The following is a 21,085-nucleotide window of genomic DNA, read 5'->3' as shown; positions in this document are numbered from 1 at the left end:
GCAGTCTGTTCGCCCTCAGGAGGGCGGGGAGACACGGTCATGACCGGACCGTAGGACTCCGCCGCGAGGCGGAACCGTTTCGTCCGCGGACCTTCCTACGATCGGGGGATCAGGTGTCCGCGGTTGCCGGGAACGTCACACGCCGGGAATCCCGGCCCCCTGCATCAGTCCCGCCACCTCGGTGCCCGGCGGCGTCAGCAGGAAGACGTTCTTGTCGACCCGGTGCATCCCGCTCGCCAGGCCGAAGACCACACCCGTACTGAAGTCGAGTACGCGCTTGGCGACGTCCGTCTCCGCGCTGGTGAGATCCAGGAGGACCGGGATACCGGCCATCAGGGTCTCGGCGACCTCGCGGGCGTCCGCGAAGATGTTGATGCGCAGCACCACGAAACGGCGCCGCGTCTCGGTCTCCGCCTCGGGAAGCGCCCGATGGCCGACCGCCGACGGCCAGGCATCGCGGCCGCGCAGAGGAACTACCTGGGCGAGCCCTTCCCACTGTTCATCGGTGACGTCGTGGCTGTTCACCGGCTCCCCCCGCCCTGTCGTGCCTTGAATACCGTCCTGAGCAGTGCCCGGAATCGTGCTGATTGCCTGCACCGGTCACTGTCGGCCCATTGTTGCGCATGGTCACCCGTTCGGCCGAATGCGACACGGTCCGCAGCCGACCGCCGTAGGCTTCGAAGCCCGCGCACCGACCTTCGAACCGGCCCGCGTACCCGCCCCCGCACGGCACCCGTACCGCCCCCTCACACCGGGTCGGCCGCCGTTGTGTGACAGGCGTAACCCTTCATGATCGCGCCACGTGACACAGGCGTAACGGGCAATTCGTACAGTCGGAGCGCCGTACAGGCACAGGCCCGAGAAGAGCCGGAGAAAGGCAGCGTGTGAGCACGACCTCCCCCACGTCCCAGGTGCGCACGGTCTGCTCGTACTGCGGCGTCGGCTGCGGCCTGGTCCTCGACATCGGCATGGGTCCCGACGGGCGGCGTACGGTCCTGAAGGCGTCCGGGGACAAGGCGCACCCGGCGAACCACGGCCGGCTGTGCACCAAGGGGGCGACCACCGCCGACATGCTCGCGGCGCCCGGCCGGCTCTCCACCGCGCTCGTACGGGCGGACCGCGGGGCCGAGCCGGCGGCGGCGCCGGTGGACGCGGCGATCGCCGAGACCGCGCGGCGGCTGCGCGCGGTCATCGACGAGCACGGCCCCGACGCCTTCGCCTTCTACGTCTCGGGCCAGCTGAGCCTGGAGGCCCAGTACCTGGCGAACAAGCTGGCCAAGGGCTTCGTAAGGACGAATCAGATCGAGTCCAACTCCCGGCTGTGCATGGCGAGCGCGGGCGCCGGCTACAAGCTGTCGCTGGGGGCCGACGGGCCGCCCGGCTCGTACCAGGACTTCGAGTCGGCGGACGTCTTCCTCGTCATCGGCTCGAACATGGCCGACTGCCATCCGGTCCTGTTCCTGCGGATGATGGACCGGGTGAAGTCGGCGGGCGCGAAGGTGATCGTCGTCGACCCGCGCCGCACCGCCACCGCCGACAAGGCCGATCTGTATCTGCGGATCAAGCCGGGTACGGATCTCGCCCTGCTGAACGGGCTGTTGTACCTGCTCCACGAGAACGGGCACACCGACCCCGGCTTCATCGCGGCCCACACGGAGGGCTGGGACGCCATGCCCGGCTTCCTCGCCGACTACCCGCCCGCCGCCGTCGCCGGGATCACCGGCATCCCGGAGGACGACATCCGCGAGGCCGCGCGGCTGATCGGCGAGGCGGGCGAGTGGATGAGCCTGTGGACCATGGGCCTCAACCAGTCCACACACGGCACCTGGAACACGAACGCCCTGGTCAACCTGCATCTCGCCACCGGCGCGATCTGCCGTCCGGGTTCCGGCCCCTTCTCGCTCACCGGGCAGCCCAATGCCATGGGCGGGCGCGAGATGGGGTACATGGGGCCCGGTCTGCCGGGGCAGCGTTCCGTGCTGGTCGACGAGGAACGTGCCTTCGTCGAGGAGCTGTGGGAGCTGCCGCCCGACACCCTCCGGGGCGACGGGGTCGGCAAGGGCACCGTCGAGATGTTCCGGAAGATGGCCGACGGCGAGATCAGGGCCTGCTGGATCATCTGCACCAATCCGGTCGCCTCGATGGCCAACCGCCGGACCGTCATCGAGGGCCTTGAGGCCGCCGAGTTCGTCGTCACCCAGGACGTGTTCGCCGAGACCGAGACCAACGCGTACGCCGATGTCGTGCTCCCCGCCGCGATGTGGACCGAGACCGAGGGCGTCCTCATCAACAGCGAGCGCAACCTCACGCTCGCCCGGCCCGCCGTCGACCCGCCCGGCGAGGCGCTCGCGGACTGGCGGCTCATCGCGCGCGTGGCCTGCGAGATGGGTTACGAGAAGGGGTTCTCTTACGAGAGCGCGGAGGACGTCTTCGAGGAGATCAAGCGCGCGTGGAACCCGAGGACGGGGTGGGATCTGCGGGGTGTCACGTACGAGCGGCTGCGGGGTACGTCCGTGCAGTGGCCGGCCTCGGACGAGGACGGGCCCGACCGGAATCCGATCCGGTACGTCGGCTCGTCCTCCGGCCCATCCTCCGGCTCGCCCTCCGGGGGCGGGGGTCCTGTGTTTCCCACGGCCAGTGGGCGGGCCGTGTTCCATGCCCGGCCGCACATGCCCGCCGCCGAACTGCCCGACGAGGACTTCCCGTTCGTACTGAACACCGGGCGGCTGCAGCATCAGTGGCACACGCTGACCAAGACGGGGAGGGTCGCCAAGCTCAACAAGCTCGATCCCGGGCCGTTCGTGGAGGTGCACCCGGAGGATGCGGCCGAGCTCGGCGTGGTCGACGGGGACCGGGTCGAGGTCGCTTCCCGGCGGGGGCGGGCCGTGCTGCCGGCCGTCGTGACGGATCGGGTGCAGGTGGGGTGTCTGTTCGCGCCGTTCCACTGGAACGATCTGTTCGGGGAGTATCTGAGTGTCAATGCCGTCACCAGTGACGCCGTTGATCCTGTGTCCTTTCAGCCGGAGTTGAAGGTGTGTGCGGTGGCTGTGGGCCGGGTTTCCTCCCCCACCCCGCCCCTTCCCGTAACCGGGGCGCTGCCCCGGACCCCGCTGGGGGCTCCGCCCCCGGACCCCCGCTCCTCAAACGCCGGAGGGGCTGAGATCGCCGGCGCCAGGAGGGCTGGGAGTCTCCCCGCGGGAGGAGCTGAGGGCATCCGCGCCGGAGGGGCTGAGATTGCCAGCGCCGGGAGGGCTGAGGGTGGCCGCGCCGGAAGGGCTGAAGTTGCCGGGGACGCCGGAAGCGTCTTCGGGCTTGAGTCCAGTCCCCCGCCCGTTCTCTCCGCCTCCGAGCGGCAGTACCTCACCGGGTTTCTCGCCGGGCTGCCCGCGGGTGTGGCCGGTGTGCCCGTGCTTCCTTCGGACGCGCCCTTCGCGGCTGAGCACGCGCTCTGGGTGAACGGCGTGCTCGCCGGGATGTACTCGCGGGCCGCTGAGACCCCACGGGAAGCGGTCCCCGCCGCTCCCCTGCGTGAGGTCGTCGTCCTGTGGGCCTCGCAGACCGGGAACGCCGAGGAGTTCGCCGCCGCGACCGCCGAGCAGCTCAACGCCACCGGTCACAAGGCCACGCTCCTCGGCATGGACGACGCCGACCCGCGTGCCCTGCCGCCGGGCGCGGACCTGCTGCTCATCACCAGTACGTTCGGCGACGGGGACGCGCCCGACAACGGCTCCGGTTTCTGGGCGGCCCTGGAGATGCCCGAGCCGCCCCGCATGGACGGTGTGCGCTATGCCGTGCTGGCCTTCGGCGACTCCTCGTACGACGACTTCTGCGGGCACGGGCGGCGGCTCGACCGGCGGCTGGACGAGCTGGGCGGGGTGCGCCTCGCTCCGCGTGCCGACTGCGAACCGGACTACGAGCCCAGCGCGCGGGCCTGGCTCGACCAGGTGGTCGGCGCGCTCGCGCCCGGCCAGGAGTCCGCCCCGGCAGCGGTGGCCGCGGCGGCCCCCGTGTCCGGGAAGCCCGCAGCCGTCACCGCGCGGCTCGTCGGGAACCGGCTGCTCAGCCTGCCCGGTGCGGGCAAGGAGGTGCGCCGGTTCACCTTCGACACCCGGGACAGCGACATCCCGCTGACGTACCAGGCCGGGGACGCGCTCGGCGTACGGCCGCTCAACTCACCCGCCCTGGTCACCGAATGGGTGGCGGTGGCCGGGCTCGATCCCACAACGACGGTCGATGTGGCGGGGGTTGGGCGCACCACCGTCGCCGATGCTCTTCTACGGCATCTGGACATCACCCGGATCTCCGCGGACCTGCTGCGCTTCGTCGCCGAACGGACGGGTGACAATCATGAGTTGAAGCGGCTGCTGCGGCCCGACAACAAGGACGGGCTGGCCCAGTGGAGTTGGGGGCGGCAGGCCGTCGACGTCATCACCGAGCACCCGGTGCGGGCGAGCGCCCAGGAATGGGCCGGCGTCCTGAAGCGGCTCCAGCCCCGTCTGTACTCCATATCGTCCAGCCCGCTCACCGACCCGCACCACGTGTCCCTGACGGTCTCCGTCGTGCGGTACGAGAACCTCGGCGGACGGGTCCGGGGCGGCGTCTGCTCGTCCTTCCTCGCCGATGCCGATGCCGGCATCCAGCTGGGTACGCCGGTACCCGTGTTCGTACAGCGTTCTCCGCATTTCCGGCCCCCGGCCGATCCTGCGACCCCGATGGTGATGGTCGGGCCCGGCACCGGCGTCGCCCCCTTCGTCGGCTTCCTTGAGGAGCGGCGGGCCCTCGGGCACCGGGCGCCGAACTGGCTGTTCTTCGGCGAGCAGCACCGGGCGACCGACTTCTACTACGAGGAGGAGCTGGCCGGCTTCCTGGCCGACGGCACCCTCACCCGGCTGGACACGGCCTTCTCCCGCGACCAGCGCGCCAAGGTCTACGTCCAGGACCGGCTGCGCGAGCACGGGCCGGAAGTCTGGTCGTGGCTCCAGGACGGCGCCCGCTTCTACGTCTGCGGCGACGCCTCCCGCATGGCCAAGGACGTCGACCGGGCCCTGCGGGACATCGCGGTCGCCCACGGCGGGCTGGGCGAGGCGGAGGCCGCGGCGTACGTGAAGCAGCTCGCGGCGGAGAAGCGGTACGTCCGCGACGTGTACTGAGGTGTGCCGAGACCGGCCCGTACCGCGCCCTTCAAGGGAGCGGGGAACTGCGCGGCCTGCTCCCACCGGGCCCGCGGCCGGATCGCCTCGGTCCCGAGCCACACCCCTTGCGGGACAAGGCCTCCACTGACCTGCGCCGATACCCCCACCGGAAGGTGAACGGCACCCCACGCCCACGCGTCTAAACCTGTACCGTTCATTTACTTGAACTGTTCGTGTTTATGTCAGTAGGTTGGTTCCATGACCGCACCCGGGACTCCGACGACCGCCGAGGATCTGCGCGGTGCCGGCCTGCGGGTGACGGCCGCCCGTGTCGCGCTGCTCGAAACCGTCCGGGCCGGTGATCATCTGGGTGTGGAGGCGATCGCCACCGAGGTACGGGCCCGCGTGGGCCACATCTCGCTGCAAGCCGTGTACGAGGCGCTGCACGCGCTGACCACGGCGAAGCTCGTCCGGCGCATCGAGCCGCCCGGCAGTCCGGCCCTCTTCGAGGGACGCGTCGGGGACAACCACCACCATCTCGTGTGCCGGTCGTGCGGCGTCGTGGCCGACGTCGACTGCGCGACCGGTCACGCCCCCTGCCTCACCGCGTCCCAGGACCACGGCTTCTCGGTCGACGAGGCCGAGGTCATCTACTGGGGCCTGTGCCCCGCCTGTGTCACCGCTTCCACCCCCCTCGGTTCCTGAGCATGCGAACCACCCGTTCGGAAGGATTCCCCATGACCGACAACCATGACGCGATCGTCACGGACCCCGAGCCGCAGGAGTCGGGCGGCTGCCCCGTCGCGCACGACCGCGCCCCGCACCCGACCCAGGGCGGTGGCAACCGTCAGTGGTGGCCCGAGCGCCTCAACCTGAAGATCCTTGCCAAGAACCCCGCCGTGTCGAACCCCCTCGGTGAGGAGTTCGACTACGCCGAGGCGTTCCAGAGCCTCGACCTCCCCGCGGTCAAACGGGACATCGCCGAGGTGCTGACCACCTCGCAGGACTGGTGGCCGGCCGACTTCGGCAACTACGGGCCGCTCATGATCCGGATGGCCTGGCACAGCGCGGGCACGTACCGCATCAGCGACGGCCGCGGTGGCGGCGGCGCCGGTCAGCAGCGTTTCGCGCCGCTGAACAGCTGGCCGGACAACGTCAACCTCGACAAGGCCCGCCGACTGCTGTGGCCCGTCAAGAAGAAGTACGGCCAGAGCCTGTCCTGGGCCGACCTGATGATCCTCACCGGCAACGTCGCCCTGGAGACGATGGGCTTCGAGACCTTCGGCTTCGCCGGTGGCCGCGCCGACGTGTGGGAGCCCGACGAGGACGTCTACTGGGGTCCCGAGACCACCTGGCTCGACGACCAGCGCTACACGGGCGACCGCGAGCTGGAGAACCCGCTCGGCGCCGTCCAGATGGGCCTCATCTACGTCAACCCCGAGGGCCCGAACGGCAACCCGGACCCGCTGGCCTCGGCCCGCGACATCCGTGAGACGTTCCGCCGGATGGCGATGAACGACGAGGAGACGGTCGCCCTGATCGCGGGCGGTCACACCTTCGGCAAGACCCACGGCGCGGGCCCGTCCGAGAGCGTCGGCGACGACCCCGAGGCCGCCTCGTTCGAGGAGCAGGGCCTCGGCTGGAAGAGCACCTACGGCTCCGGCAAGGGCGGCGACACCATCACCAGTGGCCTCGAGGTCACCTGGACGAGCACGCCCACCCAGTGGAGCAACGGCTTCTTCAAGAACCTGTTCGAGTACGACTGGGAGCTGACGCAGAGCCCCGCGGGCGCCCACCAGTGGGTGGCGAAGGACGGCGCCGGCGCCGGTACGATCCCGGACGCGCACGACCCGTCGAAGAGCCACGCCCCGAAGATGCTGACGGCCGACCTCGCGCTCCGGTTCGACCCGGCGTACGAGCAGATCTCGCGTCGCTTCTACGAGAACCCCGACCAGTTCGCGGACGCCTTCGCCCGTGCCTGGTACAAGCTCACCCACCGTGACCTGGGCCCGAAGTCCCTCTACCTCGGCCCGGAGGTCCCGGAGGAGACCCTGCTGTGGCAGGACCCGCTCCCGCCGGTCACCCACGAGCTGGTCGACGCGGCCGACATCGCCGAGCTCAAGAGCCAGATCCTCGCCTCGGGCCTCACGGTCTCCGAGCTGGTGTCCACCGCGTGGGCGTCGGCCTCGACCTTCCGCGGCAGCGACAAGCGCGGCGGCGCCAACGGCGCGCGCATCCGCCTTCAGCCGCAGAGCGGCTGGGAGGTCAACAACCCCGACCAGCTCGCCTCGGTGCTGCGCACCCTGGAAGGCGTCCAGGAGTCCTTCAACTCCGCGCGGACCGGTGGCAAGCAGATCTCCCTCGCCGACCTGATCGTCCTCGCCGGTGCGGCGGGCGTCGAGAAGGCCGCCAAGGACGGCGGCGTCGACATCGAGGTGCCCTTCACGCCGGGCCGCACCGACGCGACGCAGGAGCAGACGGACGTCGAGTCGTTCGCCGCGCTGGAGCCGACCGCCGACGGGTTCCGCAACTACCTCGGCAAGGGCAACCGCCTGCCGGCCGAGTTCCTGCTGCTCGACAAGGCGAACCTGCTCAAGCTGAGCGCTCCCGAGATGACCGTCCTCGTCGGCGGTCTGCGGGTCCTGGGCGCCAACCACGGCCAGTCCACGCACGGCGTCTTCACCGACAGGCCGGGCACCCTGACGAACGACTTCTTCGTCAACCTCCTGGACCTCGGTACGACGTGGAGCTCCACCTCCGCCGACCAGACCGCCTTCGAGGGCCGCGACGCCTCCACCGGCGAGGTCAAGTGGACCGGCACCCGTGCCGACCTGGTCTTCGGCTCGAACTCCGAGCTGCGCGCGCTCGCCGAGGTCTACGCGAGCGACGACGCGAAGGAGAAGTTCGTGAAGGACTTCGTCCAGGCATGGGTCAAGGTCTCGAACGCGGACCGCTTCGACCTGGTCTGATCCCCGAAGTCCGCTCAGGCTGAGGGGTGAGGGCTGATGCCCGGGCCGGTCCACCTGGACCGGCCCGGGCATCGTCGTCCCACCACCCCCACGGCTACGTCGGCGCCTACGACTTCGGGTCGTGGCCCCAGTTCATCAGCGAGTAGCGCCACCGCGTGTCCGTGACGTCGCCCGAGGGGCGCTGCTTGAGGTGGCGGTGGACGTAGCCGACGACCTTGCGCATATGGGCGACGTCGTCGTCCGTCAGGTCGGCCTTCTTCTTCTCCAGCAGGCGGACGATACGGCGCCCGGACGCGTGCCCCACGCTCTCGCCGTCGCCGTCCGACTGGCCCACGCTCTTCGAGTCGTCCGTGTCCAGCCACTTCTTGAGCGCACCGGGCGTCATGTTGACGGCCTCGCCGAACTCCTTGACCGTGTCCGCCCGATCCGTGTCGGTCCCGCCGCCGCTCATGAACCGCTGCTCTTCTTGCGCAGCGACTTGGGCTTGTGGACGGCGTTGCGGCCGGACTTGTCGCTCTCGACCTCGTACTGCGGTTCGTCCTTCGAGGCCTTGACCGTACGGCCCGCCACCTCGGCGTCTGACGTGATCTTCTTCTTCACCTTGCCGGGGACGGTCTGCCCGTGACTGCTCCAGGAGACCTTGTCTCCCTTGCTGAGCTTCTTGTCCTTGTCCTTCGCCACGATCCGTACGCTCCCTCTGCTCCGGCCCCCGCGATGAACGGCGTCTCCCACTTTCCGGCCCCGCACGGCACGGCGCACTTCGGCGGCACGGCGACCGGACAGGTCCTAGGGCCAGGCAGACGGGAATTGTCAGACAGGTCCTAGGGGCTGAGCAGTCGCAGTACCGCCTCCTCCACCGGCTGGGTGGCGAGTGCGCCCGCCACCGGGACGGAGCCCAGGGACGCGAGGGCGGGGGCGATCGTCTTCCCCTCGTCGAAGAGTTCGAACAGGCGCGGGTTGATGTAGGAGGCCCGGCAGACGGACGGCGTGTTGCCGAGATAGCCGGCGACCTCGCGGACCGCCCGTGCCGCGGCCCGTTTGCGGGCGGTCGGCGAGGTGTCCGCCACCTCGGCGGACACCGCCAGCGCGACCGCGGCGAGCACCGTGGCGTGCCAGGTCCTGAAGTCCTTGCTGGTGATGTCCAGGCCCGCGAGGTCGCGCAGGTGCCCGTTCAGATCGGTCGCGTCGATCATGTGCCAGCGGCGCGACTGCCAGTACGCGAAGAGGTGGTCGTTGTCGTCGCGGCGGCGGAGCAGGGCCCGGACGCCGCTGTAGACCTGTTCGTCGACGATCTCCCGGCAGTAGCGGCGCCCGCTCTTGGCCGCGTAGTCGAAGCCGACCGCGCCCTTGTCGCAGGTCACCTGGTGACGCCGTACGGTCGTCAACCCGTAGGACTCGTTCGTCTTCTGGTACCGGTCGTCGCCCACGCGGAAGAAGCCGAGGTCGAGGAGCCGGACTCCGAGCGAGAGCACCCTTTCCCGGCTCAGGCCCCTGCCTTCCAGGCCCTTGCCGACCTGCCGGCGCACCTCGGGCAGGGCGGCGCCGACCTCCAGGACGCGGGTGTGCTTGGCGGCTTCCTGCCGCTCGCGGAAGAGCGGGTGGTAGAGGTACTGGCGGCGACCGGCCTCGTCCGTGCCGACCGCCTGGATGTGGCCGTTCGGGTGCGGGGAGATCCAGACGTCCTGCCAGGCCGGCGGGATGACGAGATCGCGTACGCGCCGCGCCTCCGGGCCGGCGGGCAGGGCCCGGCCCTCGGTGTCGAGGTAGCGGAAGCCGCCGCCGTGCCGGCGCCGGCCGTAACCGGGGCCCGTGAGGTCACTCGTCCGGAACCGCATCACGCTGCTCCCTCTGTCACCAGGAACCTTCTGAACCACTGAACAGCTGAACCCCAGAACCGCAGAACCGCTGCACCGCCGCACCGCTGAAGCCGCACCTTCCTTCCTTCTTCAGAAGGCGTACCTGATACGCAGCCACGGCGCATGCGCTGCCAGCAGTTCCCGCAGCCGCGCGAGGGCCCGCTGCTTGGTCTCCAGGTCGTAGCGGACGTTGAGCGCCCCGTTCTGGGAGCGCTTGGTCTCCTGGATCTCCGGCTGCCACAGCACGTCCTCGGCGCGCGGGTGCCAGCCGAGGTTGACCTCGTGGAGCTGCTGGTTGTGGGTCAGCATGATGACCTCGGCCGCCGCCTGCTCCTTCACCCGGGCGGGCAGGACGTCGTCGAGGTGGGTGAGCAGACCGGCCCAGTCCCGCTCCCACCCCGGGCGCAGCACCACGGGCGAGAGGTTGAAGTGGACCTCGTACCCGGCGTCGAGGAAGTCGGCCGCCGCCGCGATCCGCTCGGGGACCGGGCTGGTGCGGATGTCGAGGAGCCGGGCGTCGTCGGTCGGCATGACGGAGAAGCGCACGCGGGTACGGCCCTGCGGGTCGAGTGCGAGCAGGTCGGGGTTGACGAACTTGGTCGCGAAGGAGGCCTTGGCCGTGGGCAGGCGGCGGAACGCGGCGACGAGGTCCGCGGTGTTGTCGCAGACCAGGGCGTCGACGGAGCAGTCGCCGTTCTCGCCGATGTCGTAGACCCAGGCCGCCGGATCGCACTGGTTGGGTTCCGGCTTGGGGCCCTGGGCCCGTACGTGCCGCTGTACGTGGGCCACGATCGCCTCGATGTTGGTGAACAGGGTGATGGGGTTGGCGAACCCCTTGCGGCGGGGGACGTAGCAGTACGCGCAGGCCATCGCGCAGCCGTTGGAGGGCCCTGGGGCGATCCAGTCGGCCGACCTGCCGTTGGGGCGCGTGCTGAGGCTGTGCTTGACGCCGAGGACGAGCGTGTCGGTCTTGATGCGGACCCAGCGGGCGATGTTGCCGTCGTTGCCGTGCAGGGAGGGGATGCGCCAGTGGCCGTCGACCTCGGTCACCCGTACGCCCGGCAGCCGGGCCATGATCTGCTGCCCGCGCGGCGAGTCGAGGGCCGCCGGTTCGGCGTACACCTCCCGTACGTCGAGCATCCGGCGGGCCTGCGGGCTGTCCCGGAACGCCCCGTCGGCGGTCTTCGCGGGGTGCGCCGGCGCCGCGTCCGACCAGTCGAAAAGCGCCTGCTGCTCGGGCTCCACGTGCTGTTCCTCTCCGGGCGGGGCGTACGGGCGGGGGCGTACGGGGGCGTACACGGAGCTCAGTCCTTGCGGTCGCGCTCCTGCTCCAGCAGCTCTTCGAGATCGGCGAGGCGGTCCAGCCCCCGTACAGCCTGCGTCATCCGCGGGTTGTGTTCGAACCGGCCGCGGTGGCGGTGCAGGAGGTTCCAGTACCCGGCGGTGAAGGGGCACGCGTCCTCGCCCACCCGCACGGTCGGCTTGTAGCGGCAGGGGCCGCAGAAGTCGGTCATGCGGTTGATGTACGCGCCACCGGACGTGTACGGCTTGGTGGTCATACGGCCCCCGTCCGCGTACTGGGACATGCCGACCACGTTCGGGACCATCACCCAGTCGTAGCCGTCCACGAAGCTGCGGTGGAACCAGTCGGTGACGGCGCCGGGCTCCCACCCCCGCTGCAGGGCGAGACTGCCGAGGATCATCAGGCGCGGGATGTGATGCGTCCAGCCGGTCGCCCCGACCTGCCGGAGGACATGGCTGAGGCAGTTGGCGTCCGTCGCGTCCGGGGACAGGTCCGTGAACCAGGCCGGCAGCGGCTCGTGGTGGCCCAGGGCGTTGCTCTCCCGGTACCGCGCGCCGAAGCGCCAGTACACGTGCCAGACGTACTCGCGCCAGCCGGTGATCTGCCGTACGAACCCCTCGGCGCTGTTGAGCGGCACGTCGCCCGACCGCCAGCGTGCCTCCGCGCGCTCGGCGCATTCGGCGGGGTCCAGCAGGCCGAGGTTGAGCGAGGAGGACAGCAGGCTGTGGCTCATCGTCGCGTCCCCGGCGAGCACCGCGTCCTCGTACGCGCCGAAGGTCGGCAGCCGGTGCTCGACGAAGCGGTCGAGCGCGGCCAGTGCCTCCCGGCGGGTGGCGGGGAACCCGCGCGGCCCGTCCTCGCCGACGAACTCGACGTCCCCGTCGCGCGACCAGCGGTCGAGGTCGGCCCGCACCTCGTCGTCGATCTCGCTCTCACGGGGCCGGTACGGGCCCGGAACGCCCAGGTCGGCGGCGCCGCGCGGCGGGGGCCGGCGGTTGTCGTGGTCCAGGTTCCAGCGGCCGCCGGCCGGCTGGTCGCCGTCCATCAGCAGGTCGTGCGTCTGGCGGACCCAGCGGTAGAAGTCCTCCTGGCGGAGGTGTTTCGAGCCGCGGCCGTCCGCCCAGAGCTTGAACTCGTCGTGCGTCACGAGGAAACCGCGCGCGGGCAGGACGCGTACGGAGGGCAGGGAGCGTACGAAGGCGAGGGCCGCGTGGGAGGTGGGGTGGTGGACCGTCACCGGGGCGTCCCCCACCGCCTCGCGCAGCCCCTCGCGGTAGGTGTCCGCCTTGACGTACCGCACGCGGTCGCCCAGTTCGGCGGCCCGGTGGCGCATCGCCGACAGGATCAGGTGGGCCTTGGCGCGGTGGAACCGTCGTCGGCGCAGCACACTGCGGGCCTCGATCATCAGCAGCGGGGCGTCCCGGCGCGGGCCGCCGCGCGCGGGATCGATGAAGTGGGGGCCGAGCTGGTCGCCGAAGAGCCAGTGGTGGGTGCCGGGCTCTGCCACGTTCTTCGTCATGCCGAGCGCTCCGTCGACGAGTCGTCGCCTCGTCGGCGCCCTGCGCGGCGCGACGCTTTCCTCCGCAGATCAAAGCGCACGACAGCACGGGCGGTACGCGGCACACGCCGCGCGCCGGGACATGGTTACGCGGCCCCGCCCGACCTCACCCGGCCACCGCGGTCGTCTTCACCCGGGTTCACTCGGGTCGCTTGCGGTCACTCGGCTTCGCTCGGCGTCAGTCGGCGTCGGCCGGGCTCGGCCGGGGCAGTACGGCTGAGCTGCGCAGCGTGGAGCCGGTGTCGATGACGTCCCGGGCGACATTGCTGAGCAGGAGCCGGTGCCGGCGGGCGTGGCGGCGCATGATCTCGAAGGCCTCGTTCAGGTTGATGTCGCGGCGGACGGCGAGCAGTCCCTTGGCCTGTTCGATGATGATGCGGCTCTGCAGGGCGGTGTGGAGTTGTTCGTTCACGGTGTCCTGCTGCCGGATGGTGCGGGCGTGCAGCAGTCCGATGGTGGCGGCGTCGGCGAGGGCCTGGGCGAGGGCCAGGTCCTCGGCGTCCAGGGGCCGGTCGGCGGAGCGCAGGAGCAGCAGGCTTCCGATGGTCTCCTGGCGCAGCCGCATCGGCAGGGCGGTGGCGAGGGAGTAGCCGGCCCGCCGCAGGTGCGCGGTGAACTGTGGCCAGCGGGAGGCCTCGTCGTCCGGCCCGTGCGCCTCGACGGCCCGGGCGGTGTCGACCGCCCGGGCGGTCCGGTGGGCGTCCACCGCCGGTCCCTCAGCGCAGGCGGATTCCAGTACGCGTTCCAGGGCCGGGCTGGGGTCGCACGGGGCGGGGCTGTACAGCCGGTGGCCCGAGTGCGACAGGAAGACCGCGGCGTCCGTGACGTCGAGGAGTTCCTGGCAGCGGACGGTCATCTGCTGCAGGAACCCGATGACGTCGAAATCCTCCACCAGTGTGTCGGCGAGTTCCACGAAAGTGCGAGCGATGTGTTGCTCCCTGCTCATGGGTAAGCTCCTTGTCCCCCACACAGCGTTTCCTCGGTGTGGTCGACCGGGTCCGGTGGTGTCATCGCGGTAGCTGCTGCTGGATGATGTCCTGGGCGGTTTCCGTGAGGGACCGCCCGGACGTGTAGGCCTGGCTCCGCAGCCGGTCCAGGGCCTCGGCCAGCGACACTCCGAGTCGTGCGCTGAGGACGCCGGTGGCCTGGTGCACCTCGGCGCGGTGCAGGTCCACCGTGCCCATGTGGCCGGGGCCGTTGTGTCCGGCAGAACTGGCCGGCCAGTTCTGCAGCACCTGCTCGGCGAGCGCGTCGGCGACCAGCCAGCCCTCGGTCAGCTGCTGCCGGGTGAGCGGGCCCGGCGTACGCCGGTAGCCGGTCATCGTCCCGGTGCGGACGGCGCCGATGTGCACAGGCCAGACGAAAAGTGCCGCGATGTCGAGTTCCTCCGCCTCGGCGGCGAACTGCGGCCACTGCCGTGCCAGCAGCCGTCCGAGGTCGGGCACCTGCCGTACCTCCGTCTCGTCCTCGATCAGCAGTCCCGGGCCCTGGCCCAGGACGAACTGCAGGTCCTCCAGCCGTGCGCTGGTGCTGTCGCTGAACCACACCAGCTCCCGTCCCAGAGAGACCGCTATTCCGCCGAGGCCCAGGGCGTGTGCGCAGGCGGCGGCCCACGCACGGCGCTCCTCCTCGTCCGCCGCCGGATGCAGGCTGTCCAGCAACCCTCTGACAGTGGCTCCCACGTCGCCGCGCACCGCCTTCCTGAACGCTTTCTGTGCGGGGTCGGCCGCGCCTCCCAGCGTAGCGACACTCACACCCTGCGTAACAGCGCTTGGCTCAACGGGTGTGCTCCCAGCGGAGGGTGGTGCCGTTCCAGCGGATCAGTCCACGCTCGGCGAACGCGTCGAGCCAGCCGCTCATCGGCCACCAGCCCCAACGGCGGTGGAAGATCTCGCTGTTGCGCAGGATGTCGCACAGATGCTCCAGCGGCGGGCTGGAGGTCGGGTGGTACTGGTGGAAGGCCGGTGCGCCGCCCACCCAGGTGAGCCGGACACCGGCCGAGCGGGCCCGCTGGCCGTAGTCGGTGTCCTCGCCGCCGTACCCCTCGTACTCCTCGCAGAAGCCGCCGACCGCGTGCCAGGTGTCGGCGGTCAGCGCGAAGGACAGCGACCAGAACAGGGTGTGGTCGGTACCGTCCTGGGTCTCGCCGGGTCCGGGAGCGGGGCGGGCGGGGTGCGGTGCGGCGAGCGCGGGGAGGTCGGCGAGCCGGTAGCCGCCGGCCGGGTCCGGCGGCGGGAGGTACGCGACCGTGCCGCAGAGCAGGGAGCGGGGGTGGGGCCGGGCCACCTCGGCGTACCGCTCCAGCAGCCGGTCACCGGGCACGCAGTCGACGTCGAGGAAGACCAGCAGCTCGGCGCCGTGGGCGAGGGCGTGCGCGGCGCCGAGGTTCCGGGCGCGGGCCAGCGGCAGCCTCCCGTCCCGCACCGGGCAGTCGACGACCGCCGCGTGGGGCCGCCGCCCGTCGAGAACGGCGCCCACCCCGGGGTCCCCCATGGCGACGACGACGTACTGCTCCGGCACACACGACCCGGCGCCGAGCCCGGCCTGCTGCAGAGCGAGATGCCGGTGCCGGCCGGCGGCGAGGGTGATCACGGCGGTACGCATCAGGGGGCGCCGGTGTCTCGAACGGCCCCGGAGTTTCCCACGGCGCCGGGGTCCCGTACCGCACCGGTACCGCGTACCTCGCTGGCATCGCCTGCCGCGCCGGTATCCCGTACCGCACCGGCATCCTCCGCTGCGCCCGCGCCCGCGGCCCGTCCGGTGGGGGGCGGGCCTGCCCCGGTCGCCTCCCCCGCCGCGTCGGTCAGGGCCGTCGCCGCCCGGGTGGCGCCGTCGCCCGGTGCCCAGAGGGACCAGCGGTCGCCGCCCCGGTCATGGGCTTGTTCCAGCAGGGCGGGCCAGGACTCGGCCGGGGGCCAGTGCGGGACGACGACCGCGAGGCGACCGCGTGTCAGGGCGCGGGCCGTGGCGGCCTGTTCGCCGAAGGGGCGTTCCTGGGGGACGACCACCGCGGGGCGGCGCGCGGCGGCGCACTCGGCGAGCGCGTTCTGGCCCGCGTGGGTGACCACGACGTCCGCCGCGCACAGGGCGGGCCAGGGGTCGGCCGACCAGCCGCCGTCCGCACCGCCGAGCGTCGTCCACTCCCAGCCGGGGGTGGCCGCCCGCGCCGCCTTCACCTCACCGGGTGAGACGTCGGTCCCGCCCGAACCCATCAGGAGCAGCACCCTGCGGGGCGTACTCGACCGGTCCGTACGCCCCGGGGCGCGTGCGGGGCGCGGGCGGCCGTCGAAGCGGGAGAAGGCGCCGGTGTGGACGGTCTTGGCCGTCCAGTGCGCGGGCCAGCCCGGTTCGGGCAGCGCGGCCGGCCAGGGGGCGATGAGGAGTCCGGCCAGGTCGTACGCCATCCGGTGCGGCGGGTCGGTGCGTTCGCCGCGCATCGCCGCCACCGCGACGGGTGTGCCCAGCAGCCGGGCCAGCAGGGCCACTTCGACGGAGACGTCGGACATCAGGAGCCGGGGCGAGGCCTCCTCGATCCACCGTGCGATCAGTGCCATGCGACCCCGGAGCCCGGCGTGTCCGACGGGCGCCCAGTGCAGCCGTCCGCCCGCCGTCACGTCGCCGAAACCGCTGCTGTCGCCGTCGTCGTCCCTGGGCAGCCGCACCCACAGGCCCGGCCAGGGCCAGTCCTGCGGCTCGGGAAGGGTGGACAGACCCGTCACCGGGACGGGGCAGTGCGCGGCGACGGTCCTGGCGCGGTTCAGATGACCGCTGCCCTGGTGATGGACGTAGTAGCCGATCACGCCGACACCGAGCGGTAGAAGCGCTCGTACCTGCGGGTCATGACCTCCATGGAGCAGAAGGCCTCCGCGTGGCGCCGCGCGGCGGCCCGGGACAGGCCGATCGTCGGCTCGACGGCCGCCGCGAGCGCCGCGCGGTCGCCGGGCGGTACGAGCCGGGCGCAGTCGTCCGTGACGATCTCCGGCAGCGCGCCGCGGGCGAACCCGCACACCGGTGTGCCGCAGGCCAGCGCCTCCGCGATCACCAGTCCGTACGGTTCGTCCCAGCAGGGCGAGACGACGGCGGCGGCCGAGGAGCCGACCAGCTCGCACAGTTCCGGCTGGGAGAGGTGGCCCACGTAGGTGATCGTGCGGTCGAGGTGGGGGCGGACGCACGCCTCGAAGTACTCCGTGTCCCCGACGGGCCCCGCCAGCCGCAGTCCCCGCCCCGCGAGACGCGCGGCCTCGATCGCGTAGTGCGCGCCCTTCTCGGGCACGATCCGCCCCGACCAGACGAGTTCCTCGCCGCCGGGCCCCGGGTGCCAGCGCTCGGTGTCGATGCCGTTGCGCACCACGGTGGCGGCGGGCACCACGTGCCGCCAGGCCGCGGCGGTGTGGTCGCTGACCGCGCTGAACCGCATGGGACAGTACGGCGGCGCCTGGATGGCCGACTCCAGCCACGGGGTGGGCGGGGTGTGCAGAGTGGTGACGACCGGCACGGAGAGCACGGCGGCCATCGCCACCGGCAGGTAGTGCAGGCTGTTGTTGTGCACGATGTCGTACCGCGTCGGCGGACGGGAGAGGTCGAGCATCAGCTGCAGATAGGCGTGGTGCTCCGCCAGCCAGTGCGCGGCCACCATGCTCGTGTCCCGGCAGGCGGCCGCACTGATCCGGGGCGGCCTGAACGGTATCTCCACCACCCCGAGACCGGGGTCGGAGCCGGGCCCCGCGAAGATGGTGACCTCGTGGCCGCGGGCGCGCAGGGCCTTGGACAGCGTCCAGGTGTGCGCTTCGAGACCGCCGGCGAACGGGTCGCGGATGGGATGCCGGGCGGAGGCGATCAGGGCGATCCGCAGCGGCGCGACGGGGGCGGGCCGCGGTGGGGGCCGTACGGCGGACGCCGTCACAACAGGGCCGCGTAGAGCGCTTCGTGCTCGCGGGCGAGCATGAGACGTTCGGCCCGGCGGTCGGCCGGGTCGGCCCGCCAGAGGGGCCGCTCCTCGTAGGCGGTGCGCACCGCCTCCCGCAGCGAGGCCTCGTCGAGCCCGTCCCGGTCGTGGCCGTAGCCGAGGCAGGGCCGTTGCTCCGCGTAGAACCCGCAGGACGGCGCGACGACGGTCGTCCCCAGGTCGTGGCACGCCTCCAGCCACCCGGAGTGGGTGCCGAAGCGGTAGGGCAGCACGGACACGTCGAGGTTGATCAGATAGTCGTAGAGCGCGTCGTCGTCGAAGTAGTCGTGCACGTACAGCCGCAGCCGCTCCTTGCGGTCCATCTCGCGCAACTCGTCGAGCACTTCGGGCGCGTACCAGTGACTCGTCGGATCGCCGATGTCCGGGTGGCAGTCGACGCGCAGCACCGCGTCGGGCAGTTCCGACAACGCGTCCGCGAGCACCCTGGCCACCGGCAGCGGGTCCATGTTGGCGCGGATGCTCTTGGCGTGCAGACCGACGGTGAACGTGTCGCGCACGGGCCGGGGGCGTACGAGTCCGGCCGCTCCGACGACGTGCGGATGCGGCAGGACCAGCGCGGTACGGCCCCAGCGTGCGGCGATCTCCCGCGCGGCGCCCGGGGTGAGCGTGATGACCCGGTCCGCCGCGGGGACGAGCACGTCCAGCTGCGCCCGGTGCTCGGCCTCGTCCCGGTGGTGGGGGTTGACGAGGTCGTGGACGGTGTGGACGAGCGGTTTGCCGTTCCGGCGCAGGGCTTCGACGAGGGCCGCGAGCGTCTGCGGGGTCTGCGCGTCGAAGCCGAAGTGGAGGTGGAGGACGTCGAACGTGTCGGCGTGCTCGTCGACCCAGTCCGGGTCGAGCATGACCGGCGGCCACCACTGGCCGGACCCGCTGGGGACTCCGCCGGGGCGGGGGTCGGCCAGACGGATCACACGGTCGCCGCCCGGCGGGGACAGATGGCGCACGTACACATGCCCGGCGGGAACCGAGGCGACACGGATGACACCACCGGTCCCGGCGCCCGGACCGGGCGCGGGATCGGGCGCGGGATCGGGCGTCGCGGAGTGGTGGCGGGTGGCCGGTTCAGGCACGGGTGTCTCCTTGCTCGGTCACGCCGGTCACGCCGGGTCCTGGCCGGTCCGTCGGTCACACCGGTCACGTCGGAGACGCTGGTCACTTCGGTCACACCGGGGACGCCGGTCGCTTCGGGGACGCCCGTGGCCGCCTGGGGCATCGCGTCTCTGCGTACCCCACGGTCCCCCGCCGGACGGTTCGGAGCATGCCGGACACGACCGTCCGGGCGAGGGCGGGCCCGCGCCGCCGCATGCTTCCTGGCCGGCCGGAGGGGTGGCACGCCACCGGCCGGGGCGGCGGGGCGTGCCACGGCCCCACGATCGGACACGCTTCCGAGGACCACCGGGCCGCCGGGATCACCGGGACCGCCTGACTCCCCGGGGCCACCGGAACCGCCGGGACCTCCCGGCCCGCCGAGACCACCGGGACGGGGCAGGACCATCGGGGTCGGCAGGATTACCGGTGCCGCCTGGGCCGCCTGGGCCGCCGGGACTACCGAGCGCCAGGGGTACCGGGAGCGCCTGGCCCGGCTCCCCTGGCCCGGACGCTCCCGAAGCGGCGGCGGCGGGAGGTCCACTCAGGGGAAGAATCGCTCCCCCACGTCTCCTTTCGGCCGGTGCGGGAACCCGTGGTGCATGACCACGCCAACTGAACTGCCGGGCACCGCCGAGTCGTACTGGATGGCCACCGCACCGGGCGGCCGGTGGCCGGCGCTGGAGACCGACGTGACGGCGGACGTCGTCGTGATCGGCGCGGGCATGGCCGGCCTGTCCATCGCCTGGGAACTGACCCGGGCCGGACGCGGCGTCCTCGTGCTGGACGCGGACCGCGTCGCCGCCGGGGTGAGCGGCTATACGACGGCGAAGCTCACCGCGGCGCACTCGCTCGTGTACGAACGCCTGCGCCGCACCCGCGGGAAGGAGGGCGCCCGCCAGTACGCCCACTCCCAGCAGGCCGCGGTGGAGCGGGTCGCGTCCGTGGCGGCGGAGCTGGGCGTCGACTGCGACCTCGAGCGCTCGTCGGCCCTGACCTTCACGGTCGACCCGGGACAACGGGCCACGTTCGCGGCCGAGGCGGAGGCCGCCGCCGAAGCGGGGCTGGCCGCCGACCTCGTGACGGAGACGGATCTGCCGTTCCCCGTGGCGGCCGCGGTACGCGTCGCGCACCAGGCGCGCTTCCATCCGCGCAAGTACCTGCTGGCCCTGGCGGACGACATCACCGCGCGAGGCGGTGTCATCCACGAACGGACCCGGGTGACCGGCCTCTCCGAGGGCACCCCGTGCGAACTGACGACCGAGCGGGGAGCGACGGTCACGGCGAACGACGTCGTCGTCGCCACGCACTACCCGGTCTTCGACCGCGCCCTGCACTTCGCGCGCCTGTCACCGCGCCGCGAACTGGTCGTAGCGGCTCCCCTGCCCGCCTCGGCGGCACCGGAGCACATGTACATCACGGACGACCTGGGCAAACGTTCCGTACGCACCGCTCCTTTCGACGAGGGCCGACGGCTGCTCATCGTCACCGGCGAGAGCTTCACCCCCGGCACGGGCGACACCAACGAGCGCTTCCTGCGCCTCGACGCGTGGATGCACGAGCACTTCCCGGTCGGCGACACGGCGTACCGGTGGGCGGCCCAGGACAACGACGTGAGCGACGGCGTGCCGCTGGTCGGCCCGTACCATCCGGGCGCACGCCATGTGTACGTGGCGACCGGCTTCGGCGGCTGGGGCATGAGCGGGGGCGCCATGGCCGGCCAGCTGCTGGCGTCGACGCTCACCGGCACGGAACCGGAGTGGGCGGGGCTGTACGACCCGCGTCGGCTGTGGAGCACCGTCCGGGAGGGCTCGGCGCTGCTGAAACAGCAGGCGGAGGTGGCCAAGCACTTCGTGGGCGACCGGCTGAAGAGCACCCACGTCGACTCCGTGGACGAGATCGCCCCCGGCTCGGGTGCGGTCGTACGGGTCGAGGGGCGGCGTTGTGCCGTCTACCGCGACGAGACCGGCACGGCCCACGCGGTGTCGGCGCGCTGCACGCATCTCGGTTGCCTGGTCGCGTTCAACGAGGCCGAGACCGCGTGGGAGTGCCCGTGCCACGGTTCCCGGTTCGGCGTCGACGGCAAGGTCCTCCAGGGCCCGGCCGTACACCCACTGCCGCCGCGGACGGTATGAGTACGTACGCCTGAGGCCCGCAGCCGGGTCCGAGCCTGCGGACGTGGTCCGAGCGCGGGCGCCGAACGGCCACCCGACCG

General features: G+C 72.0%; 17 protein-coding genes. 5 read left to right on the top strand and 12 right to left on the bottom strand.

Annotated features, from left to right (window positions below; genetic code table 11):
* Positions 1–135: 135 nt before the first annotated feature.
* Positions 136–525, bottom strand: a complete 390-nt coding sequence (locus tag IE278_RS32775) for a cell division protein SepF (protein ID WP_107021571.1) — start codon at positions 523–525, stop codon at positions 136–138.
* Positions 526–968: 443 nt separating this feature from the next.
* Between IE278_RS32775 and IE278_RS32770 the strand changes: the two genes are divergently transcribed.
* From IE278_RS32770 to katG, 3 genes are all read left to right on the top strand, one after another.
* The gene (locus IE278_RS32770) at positions 969–5,150 is read left to right on the top strand and encodes a bifunctional nitrate reductase/sulfite reductase flavoprotein subunit alpha (protein WP_246571002.1); all 4,182 of its coding nucleotides are present in this window, start codon (positions 969–971) and stop codon (positions 5,148–5,150) included.
* A gap of 240 nt (positions 5,151–5,390) precedes the next feature.
* Complete coding sequence (locus tag IE278_RS32765) at positions 5,391–5,837, top strand: Fur family transcriptional regulator (protein WP_189777529.1); 447 nt, start codon at positions 5,391–5,393, stop codon at positions 5,835–5,837.
* A gap of 32 nt (positions 5,838–5,869) precedes the next feature.
* Positions 5,870–8,101: a catalase/peroxidase HPI gene (gene katG / locus IE278_RS32760; protein WP_189777527.1), complete on the top strand. Its 2,232-nt coding sequence runs from the start codon at positions 5,870–5,872 to the stop codon at positions 8,099–8,101.
* Between the two features lie 106 nt (positions 8,102–8,207).
* Here katG and IE278_RS32755 read toward each other — a convergent pair whose 3' ends face one another.
* From IE278_RS32755 to IE278_RS32705, 11 genes are all read right to left on the bottom strand, one after another.
* Positions 8,208–8,552 carry a DUF3140 domain-containing protein gene (locus tag IE278_RS32755; protein ID WP_189777524.1) on the bottom strand — a complete coding sequence of 115 codons (345 nt, stop codon included), beginning with the start codon at positions 8,550–8,552 and terminating at the stop codon, positions 8,208–8,210.
* Positions 8,549–8,782: a hypervirulence associated TUDOR domain-containing protein gene (locus IE278_RS32750; protein WP_189777522.1), complete on the bottom strand. Its 234-nt coding sequence runs from the start codon at positions 8,780–8,782 to the stop codon at positions 8,549–8,551. Before IE278_RS32750 ends, IE278_RS32755 begins: the two co-directional genes overlap by 4 nt.
* A 140-nt stretch (positions 8,783–8,922) precedes the next feature.
* Complete coding sequence (locus IE278_RS32745) at positions 8,923–9,936, bottom strand: DNA topoisomerase IB (protein WP_189777520.1); 1,014 nt, start codon at positions 9,934–9,936, stop codon at positions 8,923–8,925.
* A gap of 111 nt (positions 9,937–10,047) precedes the next feature.
* Entirely contained in the window at positions 10,048–11,202 is a 1,155-nt protein-coding gene (locus tag IE278_RS32740; protein WP_189777656.1) for a spore photoproduct lyase family protein, read from the bottom strand.
* 59 nt (positions 11,203–11,261) lie between these two features.
* A complete protein-coding gene (locus IE278_RS32735; protein WP_189777518.1) occupies positions 11,262–12,779 on the bottom strand; it encodes a cryptochrome/photolyase family protein in 1,518 nt (505 codons plus the stop codon).
* A 217-nt stretch (positions 12,780–12,996) separates the two neighbouring features.
* A complete protein-coding gene (locus tag IE278_RS32730; RefSeq protein WP_189777516.1) occupies positions 12,997–13,764 on the bottom strand; it encodes an ANTAR domain-containing protein in 768 nt (255 codons plus the stop codon).
* Positions 13,765–13,825: 61 nt separating this feature from the next.
* The gene (locus IE278_RS32725) at positions 13,826–14,479 is read right to left on the bottom strand and encodes an ANTAR domain-containing protein (RefSeq protein ID WP_189777513.1); all 654 of its coding nucleotides are present in this window, start codon (positions 14,477–14,479) and stop codon (positions 13,826–13,828) included.
* 115 nt (positions 14,480–14,594) lie between these two features.
* Entirely contained in the window at positions 14,595–15,422 is an 828-nt protein-coding gene (locus IE278_RS32720) for a glycosyltransferase family 2 protein (RefSeq protein WP_189777511.1), read from the bottom strand.
* Positions 15,422–16,618, bottom strand: coding sequence for a glycosyltransferase (locus tag IE278_RS32715; protein WP_189777509.1), 1,197 nt, complete (start codon positions 16,616–16,618; stop codon positions 15,422–15,424). Before IE278_RS32715 ends, IE278_RS32720 begins: the two co-directional genes overlap by 1 nt.
* Positions 16,615–17,721 (bottom strand): glycosyltransferase, encoded by a 1,107-nt coding sequence (locus IE278_RS32710; protein ID WP_189777507.1) that lies wholly within the window; start codon positions 17,719–17,721, stop codon positions 16,615–16,617. The genes IE278_RS32715 and IE278_RS32710 overlap by 4 nt, the downstream gene beginning before the upstream one ends.
* Positions 17,718–18,854, bottom strand: a complete 1,137-nt coding sequence (locus IE278_RS32705; RefSeq protein WP_189777505.1) for a glycosyltransferase — start codon at positions 18,852–18,854, stop codon at positions 17,718–17,720. The genes IE278_RS32710 and IE278_RS32705 overlap by 4 nt, the downstream gene beginning before the upstream one ends.
* A gap of 188 nt (positions 18,855–19,042) precedes the next feature.
* Between IE278_RS32705 and IE278_RS32700 the strand changes: the two genes are divergently transcribed.
* Both IE278_RS32700 and IE278_RS32695 read left to right on the top strand, forming a co-directional pair.
* Entirely contained in the window at positions 19,043–19,210 is a 168-nt protein-coding gene (locus IE278_RS32700; protein WP_189777503.1) for a hypothetical protein, read from the top strand.
* 262 nt (positions 19,211–19,472) lie between these two features.
* The gene (locus tag IE278_RS32695) at positions 19,473–21,005 is read left to right on the top strand and encodes an FAD-dependent oxidoreductase (protein WP_189777501.1); all 1,533 of its coding nucleotides are present in this window, start codon (positions 19,473–19,475) and stop codon (positions 21,003–21,005) included.
* The last annotated feature ends 80 nt before the right edge of the window (positions 21,006–21,085 follow it).

Origin of the sequence: Streptomyces tauricus, from assembly GCF_014650955.1 — a bacterium.
GTDB lineage: Bacteria > Actinomycetota > Actinomycetes > Streptomycetales > Streptomycetaceae > Streptomyces > Streptomyces tauricus.
This window is presented reverse-complemented; position numbering and strand designations above follow the sequence as displayed.

Coding starts and splice junctions, on each gene's coding strand:
- IE278_RS32770 (WP_246571002.1), top strand. CDS start 969: ATGGGTCCCGACGGGCGGCGTACGGTCCTGAAGGCGTCCGGGGACAAG.
- IE278_RS32765 (WP_189777529.1), top strand. CDS start 5,391: ATGACCGCACCCGGGACTCCGACGACCGCCGAGGATCTGCGCGGTGCC.
- katG (WP_189777527.1), top strand. CDS start 5,870: ATGACCGACAACCATGACGCGATCGTCACGGACCCCGAGCCGCAGGAG.
- IE278_RS32755 (WP_189777524.1), bottom strand. CDS start 8,552: ATGAGCGGCGGCGGGACCGACACGGATCGGGCGGACACGGTCAAGGAG.
- IE278_RS32745 (WP_189777520.1), bottom strand. CDS start 9,936: ATGCGGTTCCGGACGAGTGACCTCACGGGCCCCGGTTACGGCCGGCGC.
- IE278_RS32735 (WP_189777518.1), bottom strand. CDS start 12,779: ATGACGAAGAACGTGGCAGAGCCCGGCACCCACCACTGGCTCTTCGGC.
- IE278_RS32730 (WP_189777516.1), bottom strand. CDS start 13,764: ATGAGCAGGGAGCAACACATCGCTCGCACTTTCGTGGAACTCGCCGAC.
- IE278_RS32720 (WP_189777511.1), bottom strand. CDS start 15,422: ATGCGTACCGCCGTGATCACCCTCGCCGCCGGCCGGCACCGGCATCTC.
- IE278_RS32700 (WP_189777503.1), top strand. CDS start 19,043: ATGCCGGACACGACCGTCCGGGCGAGGGCGGGCCCGCGCCGCCGCATG.
- IE278_RS32695 (WP_189777501.1), top strand. CDS start 19,473: ATGACCACGCCAACTGAACTGCCGGGCACCGCCGAGTCGTACTGGATG.